This window comes from Gilliamella sp. X-57 (genome assembly GCF_057063565.1).
Genome location: NZ_JBXSQI010000001.1, coordinates 12,397 through 35,512, shown reverse-complemented (window position 1 = coordinate 35,512; position 23,116 = coordinate 12,397). Strand labels below are relative to the sequence as shown.

The following is a 23,116-nucleotide window of genomic DNA, read 5'->3' as shown; positions in this document are numbered from 1 at the left end:
TAAAACAAGAATATTTTTCATCAAAATAGCAAAAAAACATCAAATATAGACAATATATTTTGCTTATTTTATACTCATGAGCATGATATTTTGTCTATTTTTAATGTGTTAGGATGATTTATATTGAAGTTTTCTCAGCAATCAAAACTCACTAACGACGTATTAGCCTTAGCGTTATCGCCAGCCTTAACACCAGATGGAATTATTGACAACCCTCAATTTTTTGCTGGTTATGCTCTTTACCCACAGGTTCTTGCTAGATCTTTACTGGTTCTGGCTGATATTACTGCGACCCGATATTTTAAACCGGTGCCGGTGACTTTGCGTGATCCTGTTTTATCTGCGCAAGGGAATCAATTAAGAGCAGAAGTTTTTTCAGCCTGCAACAGTGTTTATGCCCGTTTAGATTTGCTACAACAAGGATTTGATGGACACATATCACGAGGCACAACCAATGTAGATATTGGTATTAGCTTAAGGCAAGCGCTAACTCAGGTTAATAATAAAGATAAACTTCATCTCAATATTGGCAATCAAGGTTTGGCAACGCGGCATATCCAAAAACAAGATAGAGATGTGATTGGTATAAAAGCCATTATTGAGCGCCCTGTTGCAATGCCAGATAGGTGGATTCGAGCACTTGGTAATGTAGCTGAAATTCATACCAAAATGGTTGCTGTTTTTGCGGTAACGGGAATACAAGCACAAACGTTTATTGCGGGATTGCCAACCGTGACTAGTAAACAACAATCGAGCTGGCTAGTGCCATCCAATACCGGTATTAAATTGATGGCTCAAGGCGATAGCAATAGTGTGTATATTTCAGGGCTACACCGGTTAAGCGCACTTAAGCGATTAATGACCAATATTAAACGTTTAACTTTTTACCGGTTAGCAAGTGGCGAACAAGGACCCTGCATGGTTGAAGTTGAACTCGACGGAGCAAGGCTTACTTTGAGCTTAACTGCACAGCCATGGCAAGGTTATTCTGGCGAAGGTACCTTACTTGAGTTGCTTGCACCAAAACAACAATTACAAAATGCTCAACTTATTCAATCTATTTTACAATTTGATTCACTCATTGATCTGACTCAGTTAGCGATAAAAACAGGGTTAGATACTCAGCGTATTAATAGTTCGCTGGCGTATCTGGCTGTTTCAGGTAAGTTGGGTTTTGATGTACACCAAAATGGCTATTTTCATCGTCAATTGCCTGAAGATCCTAATCGACTTATTAAAGATAATCCGCGTTTAAAATCGGCTTATCAATTGATTAAATGTATTGATCGGGTTGATGAAAACACATGGATGGTTCACTCGAATAACGAAGACTATCGTGTCCGTTTTGTTAGGCAGAATAGTAAAATGATATCACAATGTACTTGCTCATGGTATCTGAATCATCAACTCAAAAAAGGACCGTGTAAACATATTTTAGCAGTGCAAATTAAGGAAAATATTTATGAATGCTAACTTAGTGAAAGCCGAAGCGATTTTTACTTCTTTGAATTGGAACAATGTCACAGCTGACAATATTTTACAACAACCGCTAGGTAGCAAAGAGCAGCAAAAGATTGCACTTTTAGGATTAAAAAGTGGCAAATGGGGTGACTATGTCAAAGTTGGTAACGCTTTTCAATGGCAAGATTATGTTAAGTGTAATAAAGCATATTTAGCTTTGTACGCCATTCGGATTGGGGTATCAGTGAGCCGAGCGTTAAAACTTGCTCATTATACTTATTCATCTTTGTTATTGCCGGTTATTATTGAACGTGGTGAGAATTATGCACAAAATTTTGTGCAACAAGCGTCTGCGCCTACAGATCTTGCTGTTCAGTTGGTAGATCGTTTAAATTTGATTATTCCTGAAAATCAAAATTATATCGCCGATTGGACGTTGTATGCGGCGGTTGCTATGCGTGGTTGTGATGTTGTAAAGCATTTTTCAGTTGCTATTCATGATGCTGATATTGTCGACCCTTTTTACGATAAAATCCCTCCAAATATAGCTCAATGTCAGCGTCGATTTATCGAACATATTCAAATTGCTATTGCGTTAAATACACCTGCTACAGGGTCTTTTAGTGAAGTGTTTCGCTTGGGGGTAACATTAGGTTGGCTTGACCGAGAGCAAGCAAAAGAGTTAATTTTTTTAGCCTTAGATATCGCTATTCGTCCTATAGATCGTAAAGTATGGTTAGATACACTTTATGATTTAGGTGTTACCGATGCTGAATTGTGTCAGCGAGTACCTGTTTTAATTCCATTACTAGCCATGGGTGAATCAGCAATCATTAATCGATTAGCACCCGTTTTAATCCCCTTTGTTGATGATGAGTTATTAGTTGAAGTGATGACGGCATGCTTATCATCTAAAATAAAATCGGTCAAAAAATTAGTGTTAAAGATTGCTCTAAATCGCAAAAAGCCCAAAAATGCTGATTTGTTTATGCCTTTGTTAAACCTATTACTTGACCAAACTGATGAGTCAATTGTGGCTTTAACTAGCAAACTAATTACAAAGTGGCATCTTGATAATCATACCATACAATCTAATTCCTCCGAATTACAACAACTTTGGCAACCAACACCGCCACTTTGGCAATTACCACCTTTTGAATTAGAGCCTATTTCCCCTGATGTATTAACTGAGTTAGCCTCTGAATTAGTAAAAAGAAACATATCTGGTCATGATAGTGTGACGGAAAGATTTTTAGCTGTAGCCAATATTATTGCTTATCACGATCCTCAAGCTGCAAAAGCGAGTTTAGCTGGTATAAAATTGCGGGTTGACCGGCTTCTTGGCTTTCTATTTTATTGGCGTAAAGGCGAAGAGATTCCGTATCATAAATACTTGTCTGATTTATTGACAGCACGCGATTATATTGTTTGTAAAAACTTAGGCAAAATACCTTGTTTACTGTCGACACCAAGCATGAGTGATCTTTCAATAACAGTGGATGATCTTAGTCAACGATTAGCGATTTATCAACAGTTGAAAATTGATGCATTAGAGGCGGATCTGTTTTTAGCCTTGACTCGTCTTGATGTTTCGACACAAACATCATCAACGATAGAAAAACTCAAGAAGTTAAATGTTGCAGTCGTTTTGCAATCAGGACAAAAAATGCCAATTGATGCTGGCTCTTTAGTATTACAGTATCTGGACGATCCAGTAATCGAACCTAAATTAGCGTTAAATACTTATATTGAAGACGTACTGTCCCTGCCACAATCATTAAATTATTTTCCTAAACGTATTGGAAATAACGGATTTACAAAAATTCTTGCTATTTTTCCGTTATGGAACGATAGTGCAATACCGTCAGATATTGATTGGGCAACAGATTACCATCAAGGTTTTGAGTTCCAGCAAATTGTTAACAGACGTTCTCCTTTTGATGCACGTTCTGCAATGACATTGTTAGCTATGCAACGCGCTAATTCGCCTTATGTGGCTAGCAATATGGCTCAAGCCGTGAATGATGCATGGCAAAGAGGTTTGCTTATTCCTGGTGTGGCAGATGTTTTGTTACTGGAGCGGTTTAGTCAGGTTCCTTGTCGTATAGCTAGTTTGGTATCAGTATTAACCGATATTGCAAAACAAGGCATTCTTTCGGTGGTTTGGCCTATTTTGGATCAATTAATCATCGCATCATGTAAAGCGCCGAGACTGTTATCTGGCACGCTTGAAACTGTTGATGCGATAGCTGAGTTTTTACCAGAAGTTCAATATGCTGTCGATCAAGGCATAGCCGATGCCAATCAATTGCAATTATTTGGCATCAGAATGTTAGCCAGTAAAGAGGGGAGTGCTAATGCGATTAAGAAAGCAAAAGCCATAGTTGAAAAACTACCTAAAATCGCCCCTTTAAAACAAGACGTATCGATGCGAGCTCCTGATGATTTTGAACAAGTATGGTCAAAACCGCAAAAGGCTAAAGTTGTGCCTGAAGATAATGTTTCAATTACTATTAGTAAGCCTGTAATAGATCAATCATCACGCTTTTCTAAAGCATTGGCTAAATCACTAATGTTTACTTTAAAACTCCCCAATGTGTCTAACCAAGTTTTCCACATAGTAAAAAATGATTGGTATTATGATTTAGAATACGAATTCCAATGCGAAGCTTACCCAGCATTATCAAAAGATCAACAAGTTATACCTAATTTTCAATCAAGAGTTTGGTTACATTGGTGTATTAACAAACAGTTACTTGTTGTTGAAAAAACACGTAATTGGCAAGAAAATAACGATGGACCATTATCAAGTAAATATAATTTGATTTTTTTAAACACAGATAATCTGATTTTTTCAAAATCGTTAGTGACAGTGATTATCGGATTGTTGGCTCAAGACAGTGATACTTATAAAGCAAATTTTATTTTTGAAAAAAATGTTAAAAAAGGAATCATTGATGCAGATACCATGCGTAAAGCTATTATGTTGTTTCTCGATTATCCTGATTTAAGCCCCGCTAAATTAATTCGATTACTAGAAAAAAGACCAAGTTTATTGCCAATATTTTGTCCAGTATTAATTGAATGCATTAAGTTTGTTGGAAATCTAGTAAAACAAGGTGAAAAAATACCTGTTTGGATCAATCGGATTTTAGATATGTCATTAACCTATGCCCCTTATTTGAAAGAGGCAACTAGGCGCGGTTATCTAACTGAACTTGATTCTCAATGGCAAGGATTAGCGGATATTGCCCAAGCAAAAGCAAAATCAGTGGCAGTAAACAAAGCAAAACAATTACTTGAATTACTTAAGTAAGATGGTTATTTTTTGAAAATTGATTAGAACACCTAAAATATGTCTAATATAAAAGCAATGAATAATTAAATTTAATCATTATGTAAAGTGATATATAAAAAAACATTATGATGATGATTATTTTCTATAAACATAATGTTGAATTATGTTATTGTTTTGCCTTTATTTTAATAAACAAGGAATATTATGACTCATTCTTCTCATCCGTTGGTTCGTTTTTACTTAAAAGTAGGGTTGATACCGCAGATTTTATTGGGCTTAATATTTGGTATTATTCTCGCCGCAGTATCGAAAGATACCGCATTAGGAATGTCTCTTATAGGTGGACTATTTATTAATGCCTTAAAATCGGTAGCTCCTATACTTGTGCTCATTTTAGTGATTGCATCAATATCCAACCATCAGCATGGTAAACAGGCGAATATGAGATCGTTAATTACCCTTTATCTTGTTGGAATGATGTTAGCTGCACTATTAGCAACCATTGCTAGTTTTTTATTCCCATCGCAAATTTCATTTGGTGACACACTAAATAACCTTGAGCTTTCTCCGCCTAATGGCATTACCGAGGTGTTAAAAACGTTATTAGGCAAAATGATCGACAATCCTGTCAATGCGCTGATAAATGCAAATTATATTGGTCTTATTGTATGGGGAGTTGGTATTGGTTTAGCACTAAGGCACGCTAGTGAAAGCACTAAAACAATGATGAATGATCTGTCTTATGCTATCTCATTTATTGTCAGAATTATTATCCGATTTGCGCCTTTAGGAGTTTTTGGACTTATCGCTTCAACATTAGCCGAAACAGGTTTTGATGAGCTGAAAAAATATGCTCATTTATTAATTGTATTAGTTTCTTGCATGGTGATTGTTGCATTGGTTATCAATCCATTACTTGCTTATCTAGTTATGCGAAAAAATCCATATCCACTTGTATTCACTACTTTAAAAGAAAGTGCGATTCCTGCTTTTTTTACACGTAGCTCAGCAGCAAATATTCCTGTCAATATGGAAATTTGTAAAAAATATAACATGGATGAAGATACCTATACCGTTGCTGTGCCATTAGGCGCAGCAATTAATATGTCGGGAGCGGCTGTTACTATAACGGTGTTAACTTTAGCCACAGTTAATTCAATGCCGGCTAGTGCTGGTATACATGTTGATATCTATTCTGCGGTATTACTTTGTATTGTAACTTCAGTATGTGCTTGTGGGGCATCGGGAATTGCGGGGGGATCTTTACTGCTTATTCCTGTCGCGTGTAGTATGTTTGGTATTCCTAACGAAATTTCAGCTAAAGTGATTGGCATTGGGATCGCTATCGGTGTGATTCAAGATTCGGTTGAAACTGCGTTAAATTCGTCAAGTGATGTTGTGTTTATTGGTGCAGTTTCATCGGCAGCGCAAAATAAAAAATGAATATCAACGCAGATTAAATATTGAACTCTATTTACATTCAGCTACATAACCAACTACATAATGATATGAAGATGGTTATTTAACCAAAATTCATGCATTGCAAACGGTGTAATATTTACACCGTTGTTATTTATACCACTATTTATTGTCATTGATAATGACTAAAATGTTAGCAATGAAACGATGTTTATCTATTTTTAATTGATTACTTGATTATAGCCGCTAATTACACTTTTAAGTTCGCTATTCAAAGAATCAACTTCTCTTTCTATAGTATTGGTCTGTAAATTTTTTAAAACTACTTTCATTTGATTAATCAATTTAGGTAAACGATCAACAAAACGGTCATAATACATATCGTTTAAACCTTGTTGTTTAATTAATTTACTCTTGCCTTTATTCGTCATTAATTCATTGGTTATGGATTCTATTTGCTGAATTTTTTGTTCAAGGTCAGATTTATCGAGATTTTTAAACTGGTTGTTTTCGTTAAAGCTTTCATTGATTAACGCAACAATATCTTCAGATAAATCCATGATTTCCATGCAATTGTAGTTAAGAGTTAACCCTTTGTTTTTTATTTCTGATTTTTGAAATGCGTGGATTTCTTTGTATAATTTACCATAAGCTGCTAAAGCAACACTTTTTGCTTCAATATATTGGTTATAAAGCGTGTCAAGATTATTTAACAGTTCAGGTAATTTGGCAAAGTCATCCAATTTATACTCATTATCTAAATAATATTTAGCTATCTGGTCATAAGCTAATCCTATTTCAATGTATTTATCACTTAATGCTTTGCCTACGGCATCAAGTTCGGGTAACTCTGGTTTAAATGCTAATAACTCAGTAATCAATTGTTTATATTCATCAAGAACTTCTGGTGTTGGGTGATAACCGATAAATAGTTTCGTTGGATTTTTTTTCACATAATTAACATCAATTTTACCGTTTTTATCATTGACGCTTTTTAAAAATCTCCCGACTTTGTCATCAAGATGATAAAGAGAAGAAGTCATATTGCCTCGTCCTCTTAATGCTTCTGCAGCTTGGGAAACATTAGTATTAAAAACGTCTAGCCATATATTACCTTTACGTGCTTTCAGGGCGAATTGTTGTGAAACATCTTCAGTAGTTTTAGACTCAGAAGATTTAACTTCTGAAGCAGCTGTGGGTTGTTGTGTTTTGTTTTCGGTTGATTTGTCATCACAGCCAATCATCAAAAATCCAGCAATCAATACGGTTAAAAATTTTTTTTTCATTATTTATTTCCTTAATTTTGGCTTTATAAATTCATTGTGTTAATACTTTATTATCTTTTAACGACTATTTCTAATAAAATATGAAGTTGAAATAATGAATTGCGATGTTTATTCTCAATTATTCGTAATAATTCTGGCATTGATTGATACGATGATTATTACATGTTTTAACAAATAGATACGGTGAAGTATTAATTAACCACGAAACGGTATAGAATCCTGAATATTTTTTACAAAAATATAATCTAAAAAGCGAACATCACATCACCATTAAAGTATATATCTTTTTTGTTTTTCCCATTTGTTTGTTAACGTGCAGGTTTTGTGAGTATTTGATTGATACGATGGTTATTACATGTTTTAACAAATAGATACTGCGAAGTGTTAATTAACCACGAAACGGTATAGAATCCTGAATATTTTTTACAAAAATATAATCTAAAAAGCGAACATCACATCACCATTAAAGTATGTATTTTTTTCGTTTTTCCCATTTGTTTGTTAACGTGCAGGTTTTGTGAGTATTTGATTGATACGATGATTATTACACGTTTTAACAAATAGATACTGCGAAGTGCTAAGTAATCACGAAACGGTATAGAATCCTGAATATTTTTTACAAAAATTTAGCCTGCTGTCTTAATTTATCTTCAATCTGGCTTTGTTCTTTGTTTGTTGATTATAAACGATCGGACGACTGACCATAAATATTTAGCCAATCGATAACGGTGATTTTTTATGATATAGACGCCATATCGCTTATGGGAGATGGCGTTAGGTATATGCATTACTGTCATTGCAGAAATTACTATCAACAATGTGAGGTATTCCGACTCGTTAGATCACATCAGCGGGTTCTTAAATGAAATTAGCACTTGTATTATTTTATAAATGGGAATACATTCATTGGAGTGCTATTTTTACCATTACCATTTTAAATTTTCAGTCATCTAAGATTAATTTATGAGGGAATGTAATATGCCATATAAAACTCGTGAAGATTTACCCGATTCAGTACGCCATGTTTTGCCTGAGCATGCGCAAGATATTTTTAAAGAAGCATTCAATAGCGCGATTAAGGAATATCAAGATCCGCATAAGCGACGTGATAATAGTGATCCCGAAACGATTGCTTTTAAAGTGGCTTGGGCAGCAGTCGAAAAGGTTTACCACAAGGGTGAAGATGGTAAATGGCAACGTAAATAATCATTAGGCAACCCAGTTAAATAATAATTCGATAGAAATAATTTATATCATCCTAATTTTTTTACTAATCATTACTTTTATGAGAATAAAATAAGTTAGGATTAGGTTATTTCTATCACAAGTAAAAACGGATTTATTATATTGGTTTTCTTTTTTATCCTAGTTAGAAATAAACGCTGTTTATTTTTCTCTGACTTACGTTAAACTTATTAACGAAGTAAAACGTAATTAACAGCAATATATTAGTTATCTGTAAAGCCATTACGAGTTGGGACATTTTATAGCATCAGGTCGAAAAGTTCCGCGCACAGGCGGAATGATTCTTTGCTAAGTAGAAAGCAAGAAATAGCAATTTTAATCATAAAGGAAGATCCATTTTATATTCATTACATTGCTCAATACCATATTATCGAGTTTGTTCCCTCGAAATAGGCTGATGAGTTTGAAGAATTTATTTAAAATTTTGCTTTAATTATTTAAAATTTAAAATTATTTTTATCGTGTGTCGATAAAGTTCTAAATATCAAAAAAAGTAACTCACCTTACTAATATTAATTCATAACTTTCCTCCAAAATATACTTATATTTTTCCTGATCAATACGGAAAAAGTTGGTTAGTAATTCTATTTTTTTCCTTTTATACTAAAGTTGAATTCTCAATAAACACAGGTACTTGATTATGAATAATAAAGGTTTACCAAAAGATTTTTTATGGGGAGGTGCCGTTGCAGCTCATCAATTAGAAGGGGCTTGGCAAGTCGGTGGTAAAGGAGTGAGTGTCGCTGATGTGATGACGGTGGGTTCACCTAAAAGCTATCGAAAAATTACTGAAGGTGTTATTGACGGTGAATATTACCCAAATCACGACGCTATTGATTTTTATCATCACTATAAAGATGACATTAAACTCTTTGCCGAAATGGGTTTTAAATGTTTTAGAACCTCTATTGCGTGGACGCGTATCTTTCCAAAAGGTGATGAACTTGCACCAAATGAAGAAGGATTAAAATTTTATGATGATCTTTTTGATGAATGCTTAAAATACAATATTGAGCCAGTTGTTACCCTTTCCCATTTTGAATTGCCTTATTATCTTGTTACTGAATATGGTGGCTTTTGCAATCGTAAATTAATTGATTTTTTTGTGCGTTTTGCCGAGGTCTGTTTTGATCGTTATAAAAATAAAGTCAAATATTGGATGACTTTCAACGAAATTAATAATCAGGCTAACTTTAATGAAGATTTTGCACCATTTACTAACTCAGGTATTTTCTATAAACAAAGCGACGATCGCGAGCAGATCATGTATCAAGCTGCACATTATGAATTAGTTGCCAGTGCTAAAGCGGTGCAAATTGGTCATGCCATTAACCCTGATTTTGAAATAGGTTGTATGTTAGCAATGATACCAATCTATCCAGAGACCAGTAAACCCGGTGATATTTTAATGGCACAAAAGGCGATGGAGCGTAAATACTTTTTTGCTGATGTGCATGTCCATGGTGAGTATCCAAACCACATTAAAAAATATTGGCAACGTAAAGATTTTCAACTTGATATCACCGATCAAGATCTTGAGATTTTGAAAAGCGGCAGCGTTGATTACATTGGTTTTAGCTATTACATGTCTAATGCAATTAGGAAAAAAGAAGATAATGAAAGCTATGAATATAACGAAAAAACCGATCTGATTGGTAATCAATATGTCAAGGTGTCTGATTGGGGATGGCAAATTGATCCCGAGGGATTACGTTATACGTTAAATTGGTTGACTGATATGTATAGGCTTCCATTGTTTATTGTAGAAAATGGCTTTGGGGCTTATGACAAAGTAGAAGCCGATGGTTCGGTGCAAGATTTGTATCGTATTGAATATTTACGTGATCACATAAAACAAATGAAGCTAGCTGTTGAAGAAGATGGTGTCGATTTGATGGGATATACCCCTTGGGGATGTATTGATCTTGTTTCAGCGGGGACTGGCGAAATGGAAAAACGTTATGGATTTATCTATGTTGATAAAGACAACAAAGGCAACGGCACACTAAAACGTAGTCGCAAAGCCTCATTTGCATGGTTTAAAAAAGTCATTGAGTCTAATGGTGAAGTTTTATAAAGCATATAACTATTTTTAGGAGAATTTATGAAAAAAGCATTAATTATTTGTGCCGCAGGGATGTCATCATCATTAATGGCAAAAAAAGTGACAGAATATTTTGCTAGCAAAGATAAAGCGGTTTCGGTTGATGCGGTATCAGCAACTGAAGGGGCGAATATGATTAAAAATAGTGATTTTTCACTTTTTTTAATTAGTCCCCAAACGATGATGATGTTTGATAAATTGAAAAGTTTGGGTGATGAAGTGGGTAAGCCTGTTGTCAGTATTCCTTTTCAGGCCTATATACCCATTCAATCGGGCATTGAACAATTAGCCAAGTTAATTGAGGATAATATCCAATAATTTCAATGAATTTTTGTTTTAGATATAGGTTTGGCGTTTGCCAAATGGCAGCGCCTTATTATCTGGCTGGGGCTGTGGCGTGATTACCTAACAAGTGAAAACCGTCACTATATTATTAACAATATGGTTTTAGTTGGCACAGGTTTGGATAATTGTGATTAAAAATAAACAACGTAACCTTATTAGTTTATTGGTTCGTTCTAAAAACTTATTCAAAAGTAGTGCGTGGTTAGCAACTGAGCTATCATTATCAGATCGCACTGTTCGCACTTATCTTCATGATTTAAAACCATTGGTCGAAAGCCATGGTGGAGCTATCGTTAGTAAACAAGGTTATGGCTACCAACTACAAATTAAAGATAGAACTGCTTTCAATTTATTTCTAATTGAACATCATCTATTAGATCGCAATGAAGAACAAGCGAATTGTCGAGAAGCAACTCAAAGAAAACATCATATTCTTAATCTGTTATTGTTAGAATGTCAAAAAATTGATATAGAGGCATTATCAGAGCGATTATTTATTAGTTCTTCCCAACTTAATAAAGATATTTTAGAAATTAAGCATCAACTTAAACCGTATGGTCTGACGGTCAAAAAAAATCAATCCTTGTTTTATGTTGAGGGCGAGGAAAAAGCAAAACGACATTTCATTTTGAGCTATTTTTTCCATGATGGCTCGATTAATCTTTTGCAGCATCTAACGTATTTAAATAACTTTAGTGATGTCATTAGTTTTGATTCGTTAACCATTATTATTTTAGATGAATGCCGTGAGGCAAAAATAAAATTATCCGACGTGATGATGCAAAATATCGTGTTACATCTGTCATTAAGCATTAAACGCTTACAGTCAGGGCTTTCTATTCAAAATCTTGATATGTCACAATCGACAAAAAATACTTTGGAATATCAAGTCGCTAAAAAGATTATTAATAGAATTGAAAAGGTAACAGGTTTTTGTTTTCCAAAAGAAGAACAAATGTATTTAACTTTACATTTAATGAGTAAATCAAATTTTTGCCAAAATGATTTTGATGCTGAGTTATATTCATCTTTGACTAATTTACTCATCAAGATAGAACAAGAAACGGGATATTTATTTTTAAATGATGAGCAATTGAAAAACGGCATTATCCAACACTTAAAACCGATGATTGTTCGCTTAAAGCAACATATTAAACTGAAAAATCCATTGCTTAATGAAATTAAAGCCAATTCTCCAGAATTGTTTGAGTTAGTTAAAAATTACCTTAGCCAGCTTCCTGAGCTTAAAAAATTTACTATTCATGATGATGAATGGGGCTATTTAACTTTGCACTTTTTAGCTTCGATTGAAAAACTGAAAAATGAACAAAAAGCCAAAGTATTAATTATTTGTGCAACAGGCCTTGGTAGTGCCCAACTACTAAAAAATCGCGTTGAATGTGAATTTAATGAAAGAATCAAAATTGTTGCCACGCAAGGATATTATGAAATTGAGCCGAAGATATTAGAAAAGATTGATTTTATTATCTCGTCAGTGGATCTTTCATCAAAAGTATTTAAAGTTCCAGTTTTTCATGTTTCAGTATTTTTTACCGAAGATGATGTACAAAAAATTCGCCGTCATCTTTCGTCACCTAATATGCTTATTTCGACACATAAAGAGCCAATATTAACCTCAAGCTGTTTAGATCATGTTATTGATGCTTTGCAAATGGTAGATGATTTATCCGCTGATTATTTTTACCGATGTGAACAGCCGCAAAGTAAAGAACAAGTTTTAAATTGTTTACTTGATCTTTTAGCGCTAAATGAAACTAGCGATTATAAACAACAGATGATAAAGCAAATGGAAAACCGTATGCGATTAGGCGATATTTTCTTTAGCCCAACCATTGTTGTGCCACATCCAGCAATGCCTGTGGGAAAATTGCCTAAAATTGGCATTGCAATAATCCCTGATGGTGTATTTTGGGATGATAATTACCCACAAATCCGATTTATCTTTATGATTTCCCCCTCGATTTATCAAAATCCGACTCTTGCGATGATGACAAAAGCGATTGTTAACTTGATTGATGATTTAGAAATGCAATCAAAATTATTGAAAACACATAATTTTCACCAATTTAAACAACTTTTTATCCAACTTATTGAAAAAGGGGTATAGCAATGAATCAGGAAATGAGCTCAGAGGATATTCAACTTATCGCTTTTAATATTATTTTATATAGTGGTAATGCTAAAACTAAAATTCACGATGCTTTTAAGGCGATGAGACAAGCCGATTTTATTACCGCCAATCAATTGCTTGAAGAAGCAAATAAAGAGATCTTACAAGCACACCATTCACAAACACAATTACTGCAAAATTATGCAAATGGCATCAAAATCACGATGGAAATTATTATGGTGCATGCACAAGATCACTTAATGACAACCATGAGTTTTCGAGAAATGGCGATTGAAATGTTACACCTATATGAAAAACATCATGAGCTAGAAACAACATTAAAGGGCTAAATAAGGAGTGGCATAATGACACAAAAGCTAACAATGCATAAAAAAATCAGCCTAACCAATCTCTATTTTAATCGATTTTTAGCGATTCGCTATACCGTCGCATTTTTTTTATTTTTGAATCTTTATTGGGCAACCTTTTTAATGGGGTCATTGTCGATGGTAGCGATTTTACCGCTTGCTCTTTTTGTTTTAGGCATACTCACCACATGGGAACAAATTAAACTTTATCGAAATCACTGCAATAAATTGCCTTATGCAAGGTTATTTTATCGTGTCTTAGCGATAGTTTTTGTGACACTAATGATTACGCTCTATACCCCTTTGTATCACTTCTTTTTTCCATTTTTAAAACAGACGCCAGATGCTTTACATGTATTAATGGTGTTACTGACGGTAAGCCTAATCATTATCACCTTAATGCTTAGCAAGTTAAATAAAATTCAACATAATCAGGATTTGCATTTCAAAAGAATCCAAGCTTACGAAGAATTTATTAATTAGATGAGGAAAACAAAATGAATACGGGATTTGTTATTTTACAGAAATACCTGATGACGCCCATGGCGAAAATATCACAATTTAAAATTGTTCGAGCTGTAATGGCGGCGGGAATGGCGTCAGTACCTTTTTCTATTGTTGGCTCCATGTTTTTAGTATTCAATACGTTGCCAATGACATTTACGGGTTTAGAAGGCTTTTTTGAAAATACTTTTTTTAGAGTCAGTGATCTCTATATGATTGCTAATACAGCAACAATTGGTATTTTAGCCCTCTATTTTAACTTTGTTGTTGGTTATGAAATGACTAAGATCGAAGCGGAAGAAACCGGTCTTAAAGTTAATGCTCTCAATGGGGCGATGTTATCCGTTTTTGCATTTTTCATGACCTTGCCTGAATTAATTATGCAAAATGGTGTGATTACCTTACTCAATGATCAAAGTAATTTAGTCTTTAATGGGCTACGCTTAAAACCCTTTGTCTTTCGGTTGGGGACATCGGGGATATTTATTGCCATCGTTATGGCTATTGTGGCGACTCATCTCTATTTTTTATGCGTCAGACGCAACTGGGTTGTGAAAATGCCTGAAACAGTACCATTAGGTGTTTCACGTTCCTTTACTGCACTGATCCCAACTTTTGTGATTGCTTTTTTTGTGATCGTTCTTAATGGTATTTTGATCTATTTTGGCACTGATATTTTCAATATTATTGCCGTACCATTTGCTTTTGTAACCAATCTCACTAAAAGTTGGTTGGGTATTATGGTTATCCTATTTTTAATTCATGCATTATGGGTGGTTGGAATTCATGGTGCGAGTATTATTGGGGCATTTATTACCCCGATTATGTTAACTAATATGACTGAAAATACGGCGGGAGCACATATTCCTTTTGCAGGTGAATTTAATAATTCACTCGTGATTTTAGGGGGATCAGGTTCTACCTTATTAATGACATTCTTTATTGCGTTTTTTGCTAAGTCTAGCCAACTAAAAATCTTAGGACGAGCATCTGTAGTGCCAGCAATATTTAATATCAACGAACCAGTTATTTTTGGTATGCCGATTGTATACAATCCTTATTTAGCACTGCCTTTTTTCTTAGCACCTATGGCTTGCGGAACATTAGGTTATCTGGCTATTAATACCGGTTTTATTCATCCAATCATCGCATTAATTCCATGGCCATCGCCAATGGGATTAGGGGCATTTATTAGCACTGGCGGTGATTATAAAGCGGCTATTGTTGCCATATTTTCAGCTATTTTAGCTTTGCTAATTTATATTCCTTTTGTCAAATTATATGACAATAAATTGTATAAAGATGAGCAAGGTAAATCAGAAAGTCAAATTCAAACAGCTTAGTTTTTTTATGTTTTAGATAAGAGCGTACGCACTTTAATTAAATGGGTTACGCTCTTTTTTATTTATAATCATAAAGATCAATTATGCTTCTTTTTATGAGGGTCAAGCAATTATTTCGACTAAATTTACTACTTTTTTTACTTAAACGTCGTGTTTCCTGAAACTTTTTTACAAAAATCAGCCTTATTTAAACGGATTATGTTTTTTATGACTAATCATGTTAAGAAAATACATCATCCTTGACACCTGTTAATAACATTTCCTAGCAAAATTTAATTATTTCTCACTTATGTTCATCAAATAAGATAGATAGGTAGCTCTATGTAGATGAATTTTATTATCATCGATTGCATTGTGGCTATCTGATCAATATTTGCTCAACATTTTTATTTTCTATGTTATATTGATGATTCCCCTTAACCGATTGTTACATGATTTATTAATGTGATTCATGTATTTTGCTGTTAAGTGGGTACGATAAATAATACTTTTATTAGGAGGTGCAAAATGTTTTATCTTAAACGTAAGTTGATAAAGTATTGCTACTTTATTGTATTTTTACTGATAAGCCAACAAGTACTTGCTGTCGAAAACGTAACACAAAAATTAGAAGCTGGTGCAGTTGCTTCGCCCGATTATTATGGTGCCATTGCTGCACAAGAAATTTTAAAAAAAGGTGGAAATGCGGCTGATGCTGCCGTGGCTACCGCTTTTGCTCTTGCTGTTACTTATCCTGAAGCGGGTAATATTGGTGGTGGGGGCTTTATGACCCTTTGGATGGATGGTAAGCCTTATTTTATTGATTATCGTGAAGTTGCACCAAGCAAAGCTGATAGAGATATGTATCTTGATGAACATAAAAATGTGATCCCTAATTTAAGTTTATATTCTTACAAAGCCTCGGGAGTGCCAGGAACGGTTGCTGGTATGTGGGCGGTGCATCAACGTTTTGGTAAATTATCTTGGAAAGAGGTGATGGCGCCGGCTATTCGATTTGCTAATGAAGGGTTTACCGTAGATAAACAGCTAGTTAAACGTTATCAAGAAGCAGCCGAGCTTGCACCTGCTAATGGTCACTTTAAGCAATACTTTGATGCTATGCAAGCAGGAAAGGTATTTAAACAGCCCGAACTTGGCAAAGTCTTAGCGCGTATTGCAAACCAAGGTAGTGATGGGTTTTATAAAGGCGAAACAGCCAAATTAATTGCCCAACAGATGGAAAAAAATGACGGTTTAATTACGGAAAACGATTTGGCAAATTATCAGGCTAAATGGCGAGATCCTTTAGTTGCTAAATGGCAAGATATGCAAATTGTTACCGCCCCTCCGCCAAGTTCAGGTGGTGTTGGTTTAATTCAACTCTTATTAATGAAACAAGATCTTGCGAATGAGTTCAAAGATGTGAAAGTGAATTCGCCACAATATATTCACTTATTAGCAGAAATAGAAAAACGTGTTTTTGCTGATCGGGCTGAATATATGGGGGATCCTGATTTTATCTCTGTACCCGTTACGCAATTGATTGATGCTAATTATTTAGCGCAAAGAGCTAAGCAAGTTAATCCAAAAGCTATTTCGATTACTGAACAAGTTAAACCTGGTTTAGACAATAATCGCGAAAAATTACAGACAACGCATTTTTCTATTGTGGATAAATGGGGCAATGCGGCATCTAATACATATACGCTCAATGGCTGGTTTGGTTCGGCGGTTGTAATAGAAGGTACAGGTATTATACTCAATAATGAGATGGATGATTTTAGTAGTAAACCTGGTGTTGCTAATCAGTTTGGTGTTGTGAGCAAAGATGCTAATGCAATCGAGCCAAATAAACGCCCTTTATCTTCTATGACGCCAAGTATATTTATTAAAAATAATGATGTTGCAATAGTTATTGGTACACCGGGCGGTTCAAGGATTTTTACTTCAATTTTCCAAGTGGTGACGAATGTCTTTGATAATCATATGTCATTAAAAGCAGCAATAGATGCTCCGCGTTATCATCATCAGTTATTACCAACTAATCTTATCTTTATTGAGCGTTTTCAAAATAGAGTGCCAGAAGATTTAAAAGATCAACTCAAACAGATGGGTTATCAGTTTAAGCAGCAAGATTTTAGCGGTGATATTCAAGCCATAAAAATCACTGACAATAAACCGGAAGCGGTGTCAGATATTCGGGGTAGAGGAAAATCAATTATTGTTAGATAGTTGCTTTTTAATAGCATCTAGTGATGTGCAATAATTCAATGAATTTTTATTTGGCTTGTTATTGTACCGAAAATAGATAATAAAAAAACCCGTTTTATTAACGGGTTTTTTTATTTGTATTGAGTGATAATTATTCAGAAATAATTTCAACAATAACTTTAGCAAAAGCTTCACTGTGTACTTGGAAGAACACTTCGTGTTCGCCAGTAGTACGCAGTACACCATTTGGCAGGCGAACTTCGCTTTTTGATACTTGAATACCACGAGCTTTAACTGCATCTGCGATATCACGAGTACCGATTGAACCGAATAATTTGCCTTCATCACCAGCTTTAGAAGTGATAGTGACTTTACCAAGTGCATTAATTTCAGCAACGCGTTGTTCAGCGGCTTTTAATGTCTCAGCAAGTTTTGCTTCTAATTCAGCACGACGAGCTTCAAAAAATTCGATATTCTTTTTAGTCGCTGCTACTGCTTTACCTTGTGGAATCAAAAAGTTACGCGCATAACCCGCTTTAACATTAACTTGATCACCTAAGCTGCCTAAATTAGCAACTTTATCGAGTAGAATAATTTGCATTATATGTTCCCTCTGTTGCTAATTACTGATGGTTGTCAGTGTATGGTAATAATGCCAAGTAACGAGCGCGTTTGATAGCGCGAGCTAATTGACGTTGATATTTTGCACTTGTACCAGTAATACGGCTTGGTACAATTTTACCACTTTCTGTGATATAGCTTTTTAATAAAGAAACATCTTTATAATCAATTTCTTTAACGCCTTCTGCAGTAAAACGGCAGAATTTGCGACGACGGAAATAACGTGCCATTTGGCTATTCTCCTAATAGTTTAATTTGGTCAGCATGTAAAACAAGTTGGCTTGTTTGATTACGTTTAGTGTGGGTACTTATAAATCCACCAACTAAAACTCTACTGCCTTTTTTTACGTAACTTAACTCTTGTTGTCCACTAGCAATTACAGGCATGATGCACCATGCTTGCCTTGTGAGTTCTGCTTCAATCTGCTCAGAAACATGTTCTAAATAAAATTGACAATGCGAAATCCCACTTGGACTGATTTTTCGTATCGGTGTTTTTTTTACAATACCCGATAACACTAAACGATTATTCGTCGGAATCATCGTCCATGTTTGCTTCGTTAAAATCTTCTTCAGAGCTACGACGCTCATCTTTCGCTTTTAACATAGGTGAAGTTTCAGTTACAGCGTGTTTGGTGCGCATAATTAAACTGCGAATTACTGCATCATTGAAACGGAAGTTATCTTCAAGCTCATTAACAGCTTCTTGAGTTGCTTCAACATTCATTAACACATAGTGTGCTTTGTGCAGTTTTTCGATAGGATAGGCTAATTGACGACGACCCCAATCTTCTAGACGATGGATTTTGCCACCATCAGTGGTTAACGTACCAGTATAACGTTCAATCATACTTGGCACTTGTTCACTTTGGTCTGGGTGAACCATAAATACTATTTCGTAATGACGCATTATCGCTCCCTACGGATTAATCAGCTTTCTGTCGGGGCAACCGCAACCCATTGAAAGCAAGGAACATGAAAATAGGCGGTTGAAATCGACGGGGCATTATATATCAACTTATCATATTTGACAAATGAATATAATCAGTTGATTTGAGGACTTGTTTTACTTTTTTATGAAGGAAACTTCTGTTTTATCTTAGTTTTTAACAGAAGATATAGCTTCATATTATATCTGGAACGTAAAATATAAAAGATGAATATAATCAGTTGTATACCTGAGTGTTTTTAAGGTGTTGGTTAACTATTTTACAAACTATGCATATCATTTAAATAATAAATAAAATTTACACAGTTTTTGGCGTTTTTTATATAAAAATGTATTTTAAATATGTAACGATTTCTATACATTTTTGCTATTAAAATGTGTTATGCTTGTCAGTATATATCAATTTTACGCATAGACGTTTGTATAAAAGGAGAAGTTTGATGGCTCAGGAAACTATTTTTAGCAAAATTATTCGAAGAGAAATCCCTTCCGATATCGTTTTTCAAGATGACAAAGTGACCGCATTTCGAGATATTTCTCCTCAAGCGCCAACACATATTTTAATTATTCCTAACAAACTTATTCCAACCATAAATGATATCACTGAACAAGACGAAACGTTATTAGGGCATATGATGATTGTCGCAGCTAAAATTGCAAAACAAGAAGGCATTGATGAAAGCGGATATCGTTTAATCATGAATTGTAATAAAGATGCAGGGCAAGAAGTCTTTCATATTCATATGCATTTATTAGGTGGCAAAAACTTAGGTCGATTAGTAGGTTAACTATTATATGAAACGGATAAAACGTCTATTTGTTATTAGTGCAATGACTTGTGTATTAGCGGGTTGTCATCTTATTAGTCATACCCAAAAAGTTGAAGTAAAACCACCCGTTGATGTCACTGAACCAGATGATACTGGAGTGATTGAAACACCTCCTCAGATCGTTAAACAAACTGATTGGAACACTATATTATCACCATTTGTAAATAAAATATTACACGTGTCACTTTCAAATAATGACAATAAAATTATTTTAATTAGTGACATTCAAAATCGTAGTGGTGATTATCTTGTAACAAATCAAATTGATGACGCATTACATCAATTGATGAATAAACAAAATATGTTTACAGTTGTCAATAAGCAGTCAACCAACCAAGCTAAACAAGCGTTAGGTATTTCGGCTGATGATAAGTTTGTGTCACGTGGTAAGATGATAGGGCTAGCTAAATCAATCAATGCTGGATATGTGCTATTTACAACTATATATAAAGCACCAACTGATAGTAATGATGCTAACCTTTCAGTTGAATTGCTATCAACACAAAACGGAGAAATCTTAACAAGAGTAACATCGAAAGACTTCCCTTCACAACAAAATACCAATAAAGATAATGTTTCAGAGGCACATGAATAAATGGGACCATTATTGATTGATGTCGAAGGCACTTCATTAACCGATGAAGATAAAGTGCTTTTGAAACATCCACTAGTTGCAGGAGTGATTTTATTTAGTCGTAATTATCAAGATCAAGCTCAATTAATGGCATTGATAAAACAGATTCGAGCGGCTTCTTCACAGCGTTTATTAATTTCGGTCGATCATGAAGGTGGGCGTGTTCAACGCTTTAGGCATGGTTTTACAACGATTCCTCCTGCACAATCTTTTGCGGTGCTTAATAATCTAGAGCAAGCTAAGTCATTAGCTTTTGATGCTGGTTGGGTACTTGCTATGGAACTCATCGCCTTTGATATCGATCTTAGCTATGCACCTGTTTTAGATTTAGGTCATGACTGCTTAGCTATTGGTACTCGTTCGTTTCATCAAGATGCTAATATCGCTTATCAAGTTGCTTCTGCTATGATTGATGGTATGCATGCAGCAGGTATGAAAACAACGGGCAAACATTTTCCGGGACATGGTCATGTAATTGCTGACTCGCATAAAGAAACACCCATTGATGATCGTGAAAAATCGTTGATTGAACATGATATGCAAATATTTGCTAAGCTTATTGCTGATAAAAAACTCGATGCGATTATGCCTGCTCATGTTATCTATCCTGCTTTTAATAATAAACCGGCTAGTGGTTCATCGTATTGGCTTAAAACAGTACTTCGCGAGCAATTGCATTTTGATGGTGTCATCTTTTCTGATGATTTATCAATGGAAGGTGCTTCAATAATGGGCAATTATGCCGAGCGAGCGCAAGCGGCATTATCCGCAGGCTGTGATCTGCTTTTGGCTTGTAATAACCGGCAAGGGGCGTTAGCTATTTTAGATCAATTAACAGCGTTAGATAAGGTTCATCCTTTAACATCAGATAAAGCAAAACGTTTACTAACCAATACAAAAATGACCTATTCAGAATTAACGAAAAGCTGTGAGTGGCAACATCGACGTGATAATTTAGTAAAACTTAGTGAAAAGTGGGCAAACTATGCAAGTTGCAATCATTGAAATTGATAATAACCAACTTCTGGTTGCGTATAATGATGTCGCTAAGGCGTTATTTTCTGATTATGTTTTAGTATTAAATCAACCATTTGATTATCAAAAGATCTTCAATCTTGATAATACAATCAATATAGATGAACAAGATAATACAATCATTGTTTTAAACTCTCAGCATTTTTTATTGCAAAGAGTGATAGGATCGTCTAAAACCCTATTTATTTTACAATCAATTGATTATCTCAAAAAACGATTATCAAAAATCAAAGTAGTGGGGGAGCATGCTTTTGATATTTTTGCTACCCAAAGTTTGGTTATGCAAAAGCTCATTGCTCAAGCTAAAGCTTTTTCTATGCAACGCGAACCATTATTAATATCTGGTGAAACTGGCACAGGTAAAGATTTATTGGCTAATGCTTGCCATCAATATAGCTCTCGCGGTGATCAGACCTTTCTAGCATTAAACTGTGCAGCCATGCCCGATGAAGTGGTCGAAAGTGAATTATATGGACATGCAGCAGGTGCCTACCCTGGAGCAATTGAGAGCAAAAAAGGCTTTTTTGAGCAAGCCAATGGTGGTTCAGTGTTGCTTGATGGCATTGATGAGATGTCTTTTCAAATGCAAACCAAATTACTTCGTTTTATTAATGATGGTTATTTTCGTCGTGTGGGCGATGATAATGAAGTCTATGTTGATGTAAGAATTATTTGCGCTACAAAAGTCGATTTAGCCGAGTTGGTCGAACAAGGTAAATTTAGAAAAGATCTTTATTACAGACTCAACGTGCTATCGCTTAATTTACCCTCTTTGCAAGAACGTAAAGAGGATATTGCACTACTCACTGACATTTTTGTTAATGAGTTTGCCAATAAACAAGGCATTACACCGCCAAGGATTGATAATAATGTGATTGATTATTTGAGCGGTTACTCATGGCCCGGGAATGTAAGACAACTAAAAAATATCCTCTATTCAGCATTAGCGCAATTAACCTCGCCGATATTAACTGTCAAAGATGTTATGTTACCAACTTCAACCACATCGCAATTATCATGGGTGAGCAATATTGAAAATAAAACCCTTGATGAAATGACAAAACAATTTGAGAAAGAAATCTTATTAAAATTATATGGCCAATACCCAAGTTCAAGAAAACTGGCTAAAAGATTAGGTGTATCGCATACAGCGATTGCGAATAAGTTAAGGGATTATGGGATAGGGCGGTAGGTTTGTTTACATCATTGATGTTGTGGAATTTTATTAAGCTTAATACTGAATTTAATTAAAAAGTTATTTTTTAAATTTACTTATATTTTTAATTATATTGACTTAAGCTTATTACTCTTTATAAAATAGTTTATTATTTGTAAAAATAATAAACATGATCT

Annotated in this window: 19 protein-coding genes and 1 pseudogene; 15 read left to right on the top strand and 5 right to left on the bottom strand. The window is 34.7% G+C overall.

Annotated elements, in window-relative coordinates:
- Positions 1–123: 123 nt before the first annotated feature.
- From ACYIAL_RS00150 to sstT, 3 genes are all read left to right on the top strand, one after another.
- On the top strand, positions 124–1,473 hold the full coding sequence (locus ACYIAL_RS00150) for an SWIM zinc finger family protein (protein ID WP_483750619.1): 1,350 nt from the start codon (positions 124–126) through the stop codon (positions 1,471–1,473).
- Positions 1,463–4,777: a hypothetical protein gene (locus ACYIAL_RS00145; protein ID WP_483748042.1), complete on the top strand. Its 3,315-nt coding sequence runs from the start codon at positions 1,463–1,465 to the stop codon at positions 4,775–4,777. The genes ACYIAL_RS00150 and ACYIAL_RS00145 overlap by 11 nt, the downstream gene beginning before the upstream one ends.
- A gap of 183 nt (positions 4,778–4,960) precedes the next feature.
- Positions 4,961–6,202 carry a serine/threonine transporter SstT gene (gene sstT / locus ACYIAL_RS00140; RefSeq protein ID WP_483748046.1) on the top strand — a complete coding sequence of 414 codons (1,242 nt, stop codon included), beginning with the start codon at positions 4,961–4,963 and terminating at the stop codon, positions 6,200–6,202.
- A 197-nt stretch (positions 6,203–6,399) separates the two neighbouring features.
- On the opposite strand, the gene ACYIAL_RS00135 is transcribed toward sstT, so the two are convergent.
- Positions 6,400–7,464, bottom strand: coding sequence for a DUF3829 domain-containing protein (locus ACYIAL_RS00135; RefSeq protein WP_483750618.1), 1,065 nt, complete (start codon positions 7,462–7,464; stop codon positions 6,400–6,402).
- A 978-nt stretch (positions 7,465–8,442) separates the two neighbouring features.
- On the opposite strand from ACYIAL_RS00135, the gene ACYIAL_RS00130 reads away from it, so the two are divergent.
- The 8 genes from ACYIAL_RS00130 to ggt all read left to right on the top strand — a co-directional run bounded on the left by ACYIAL_RS00130 (position 8,443) and on the right by ggt (position 17,715).
- Positions 8,443–8,670 carry a ChaB family protein gene (locus tag ACYIAL_RS00130; RefSeq protein WP_065639159.1) on the top strand — a complete coding sequence of 76 codons (228 nt, stop codon included), beginning with the start codon at positions 8,443–8,445 and terminating at the stop codon, positions 8,668–8,670.
- A gap of 679 nt (positions 8,671–9,349) precedes the next feature.
- The gene (locus tag ACYIAL_RS00125; protein WP_483750617.1) at positions 9,350–10,786 is read left to right on the top strand and encodes a 6-phospho-beta-glucosidase; all 1,437 of its coding nucleotides are present in this window, start codon (positions 9,350–9,352) and stop codon (positions 10,784–10,786) included.
- 27 nt (positions 10,787–10,813) lie between these two features.
- Positions 10,814–11,131, top strand: coding sequence for a PTS cellobiose transporter subunit IIB (locus ACYIAL_RS00120; RefSeq protein ID WP_065639161.1), 318 nt, complete (start codon positions 10,814–10,816; stop codon positions 11,129–11,131).
- 154 nt (positions 11,132–11,285) lie between these two features.
- Positions 11,286–13,286, top strand: a complete 2,001-nt coding sequence (locus tag ACYIAL_RS00115; protein WP_483750616.1) for a BglG family transcription antiterminator — start codon at positions 11,286–11,288, stop codon at positions 13,284–13,286.
- A 14-nt stretch (positions 13,287–13,300) separates the two neighbouring features.
- A complete protein-coding gene (locus tag ACYIAL_RS00110) occupies positions 13,301–13,639 on the top strand; it encodes a PTS cellobiose transporter subunit IIA (RefSeq protein WP_483750748.1) in 339 nt (112 codons plus the stop codon).
- Positions 13,640–13,654: 15 nt separating this feature from the next.
- The gene (locus ACYIAL_RS00105) at positions 13,655–14,140 is read left to right on the top strand and encodes a hypothetical protein (protein WP_174796047.1); all 486 of its coding nucleotides are present in this window, start codon (positions 13,655–13,657) and stop codon (positions 14,138–14,140) included.
- Between the two features lie 14 nt (positions 14,141–14,154).
- Entirely contained in the window at positions 14,155–15,504 is a 1,350-nt protein-coding gene (celB, locus tag ACYIAL_RS00100; RefSeq protein ID WP_483750615.1) for a PTS cellobiose transporter subunit IIC, read from the top strand.
- Positions 15,505–16,011: 507 nt separating this feature from the next.
- Entirely contained in the window at positions 16,012–17,715 is a 1,704-nt protein-coding gene (gene ggt, locus ACYIAL_RS00095) for a gamma-glutamyltransferase (protein ID WP_483750614.1), read from the top strand.
- 130 nt (positions 17,716–17,845) lie between these two features.
- Here ggt and rplI read toward each other — a convergent pair whose 3' ends face one another.
- From rplI to rpsF, 4 genes are read right to left on the bottom strand one after another with little or no spacing between them, the layout of a single operon-like run.
- Positions 17,846–18,295 (bottom strand): 50S ribosomal protein L9, encoded by a 450-nt coding sequence (gene rplI / locus ACYIAL_RS00090; protein WP_065639166.1) that lies wholly within the window; start codon positions 18,293–18,295, stop codon positions 17,846–17,848.
- A gap of 22 nt (positions 18,296–18,317) precedes the next feature.
- Positions 18,318–18,545 carry a 30S ribosomal protein S18 gene (gene rpsR / locus ACYIAL_RS00085; protein ID WP_025314965.1) on the bottom strand — a complete coding sequence of 76 codons (228 nt, stop codon included), beginning with the start codon at positions 18,543–18,545 and terminating at the stop codon, positions 18,318–18,320.
- A 4-nt stretch (positions 18,546–18,549) separates the two neighbouring features.
- Positions 18,550–18,855 (bottom strand): primosomal replication protein N, encoded by a 306-nt coding sequence (gene priB / locus ACYIAL_RS00080; protein WP_483748516.1) that lies wholly within the window; start codon positions 18,853–18,855, stop codon positions 18,550–18,552.
- The gene (gene rpsF, locus ACYIAL_RS00075; RefSeq protein WP_065588737.1) at positions 18,842–19,225 is read right to left on the bottom strand and encodes a 30S ribosomal protein S6; all 384 of its coding nucleotides are present in this window, start codon (positions 19,223–19,225) and stop codon (positions 18,842–18,844) included. The genes priB and rpsF overlap by 14 nt, the downstream gene beginning before the upstream one ends.
- Before the next feature lie 479 nt (positions 19,226–19,704).
- Here rpsF and ACYIAL_RS00070 point away from each other — a divergent pair, with 479 nt between their 5' ends.
- The 4 genes and pseudogenes from ACYIAL_RS00070 to ACYIAL_RS00055 all read left to right on the top strand — a co-directional run.
- On the top strand, positions 19,705–20,052 hold the full coding sequence (locus ACYIAL_RS00070) for an HIT domain-containing protein (RefSeq protein WP_174796052.1): 348 nt from the start codon (positions 19,705–19,707) through the stop codon (positions 20,050–20,052).
- A gap of 7 nt (positions 20,053–20,059) precedes the next feature.
- Positions 20,060–20,689: a hypothetical protein gene (locus tag ACYIAL_RS00065; RefSeq protein ID WP_483750613.1), complete on the top strand. Its 630-nt coding sequence runs from the start codon at positions 20,060–20,062 to the stop codon at positions 20,687–20,689.
- Positions 20,690–21,733 (top strand): beta-N-acetylhexosaminidase, encoded by a 1,044-nt coding sequence (gene nagZ, locus ACYIAL_RS00060; RefSeq protein WP_483750612.1) that lies wholly within the window; start codon positions 20,690–20,692, stop codon positions 21,731–21,733.
- Positions 21,734–22,040: 307 nt separating this feature from the next.
- Positions 22,041–22,955, top strand: a pseudogene (locus tag ACYIAL_RS00055) (sigma 54-interacting transcriptional regulator); the annotation flags it as partial.
- Positions 22,956–23,116 lie beyond the last annotated feature (161 nt).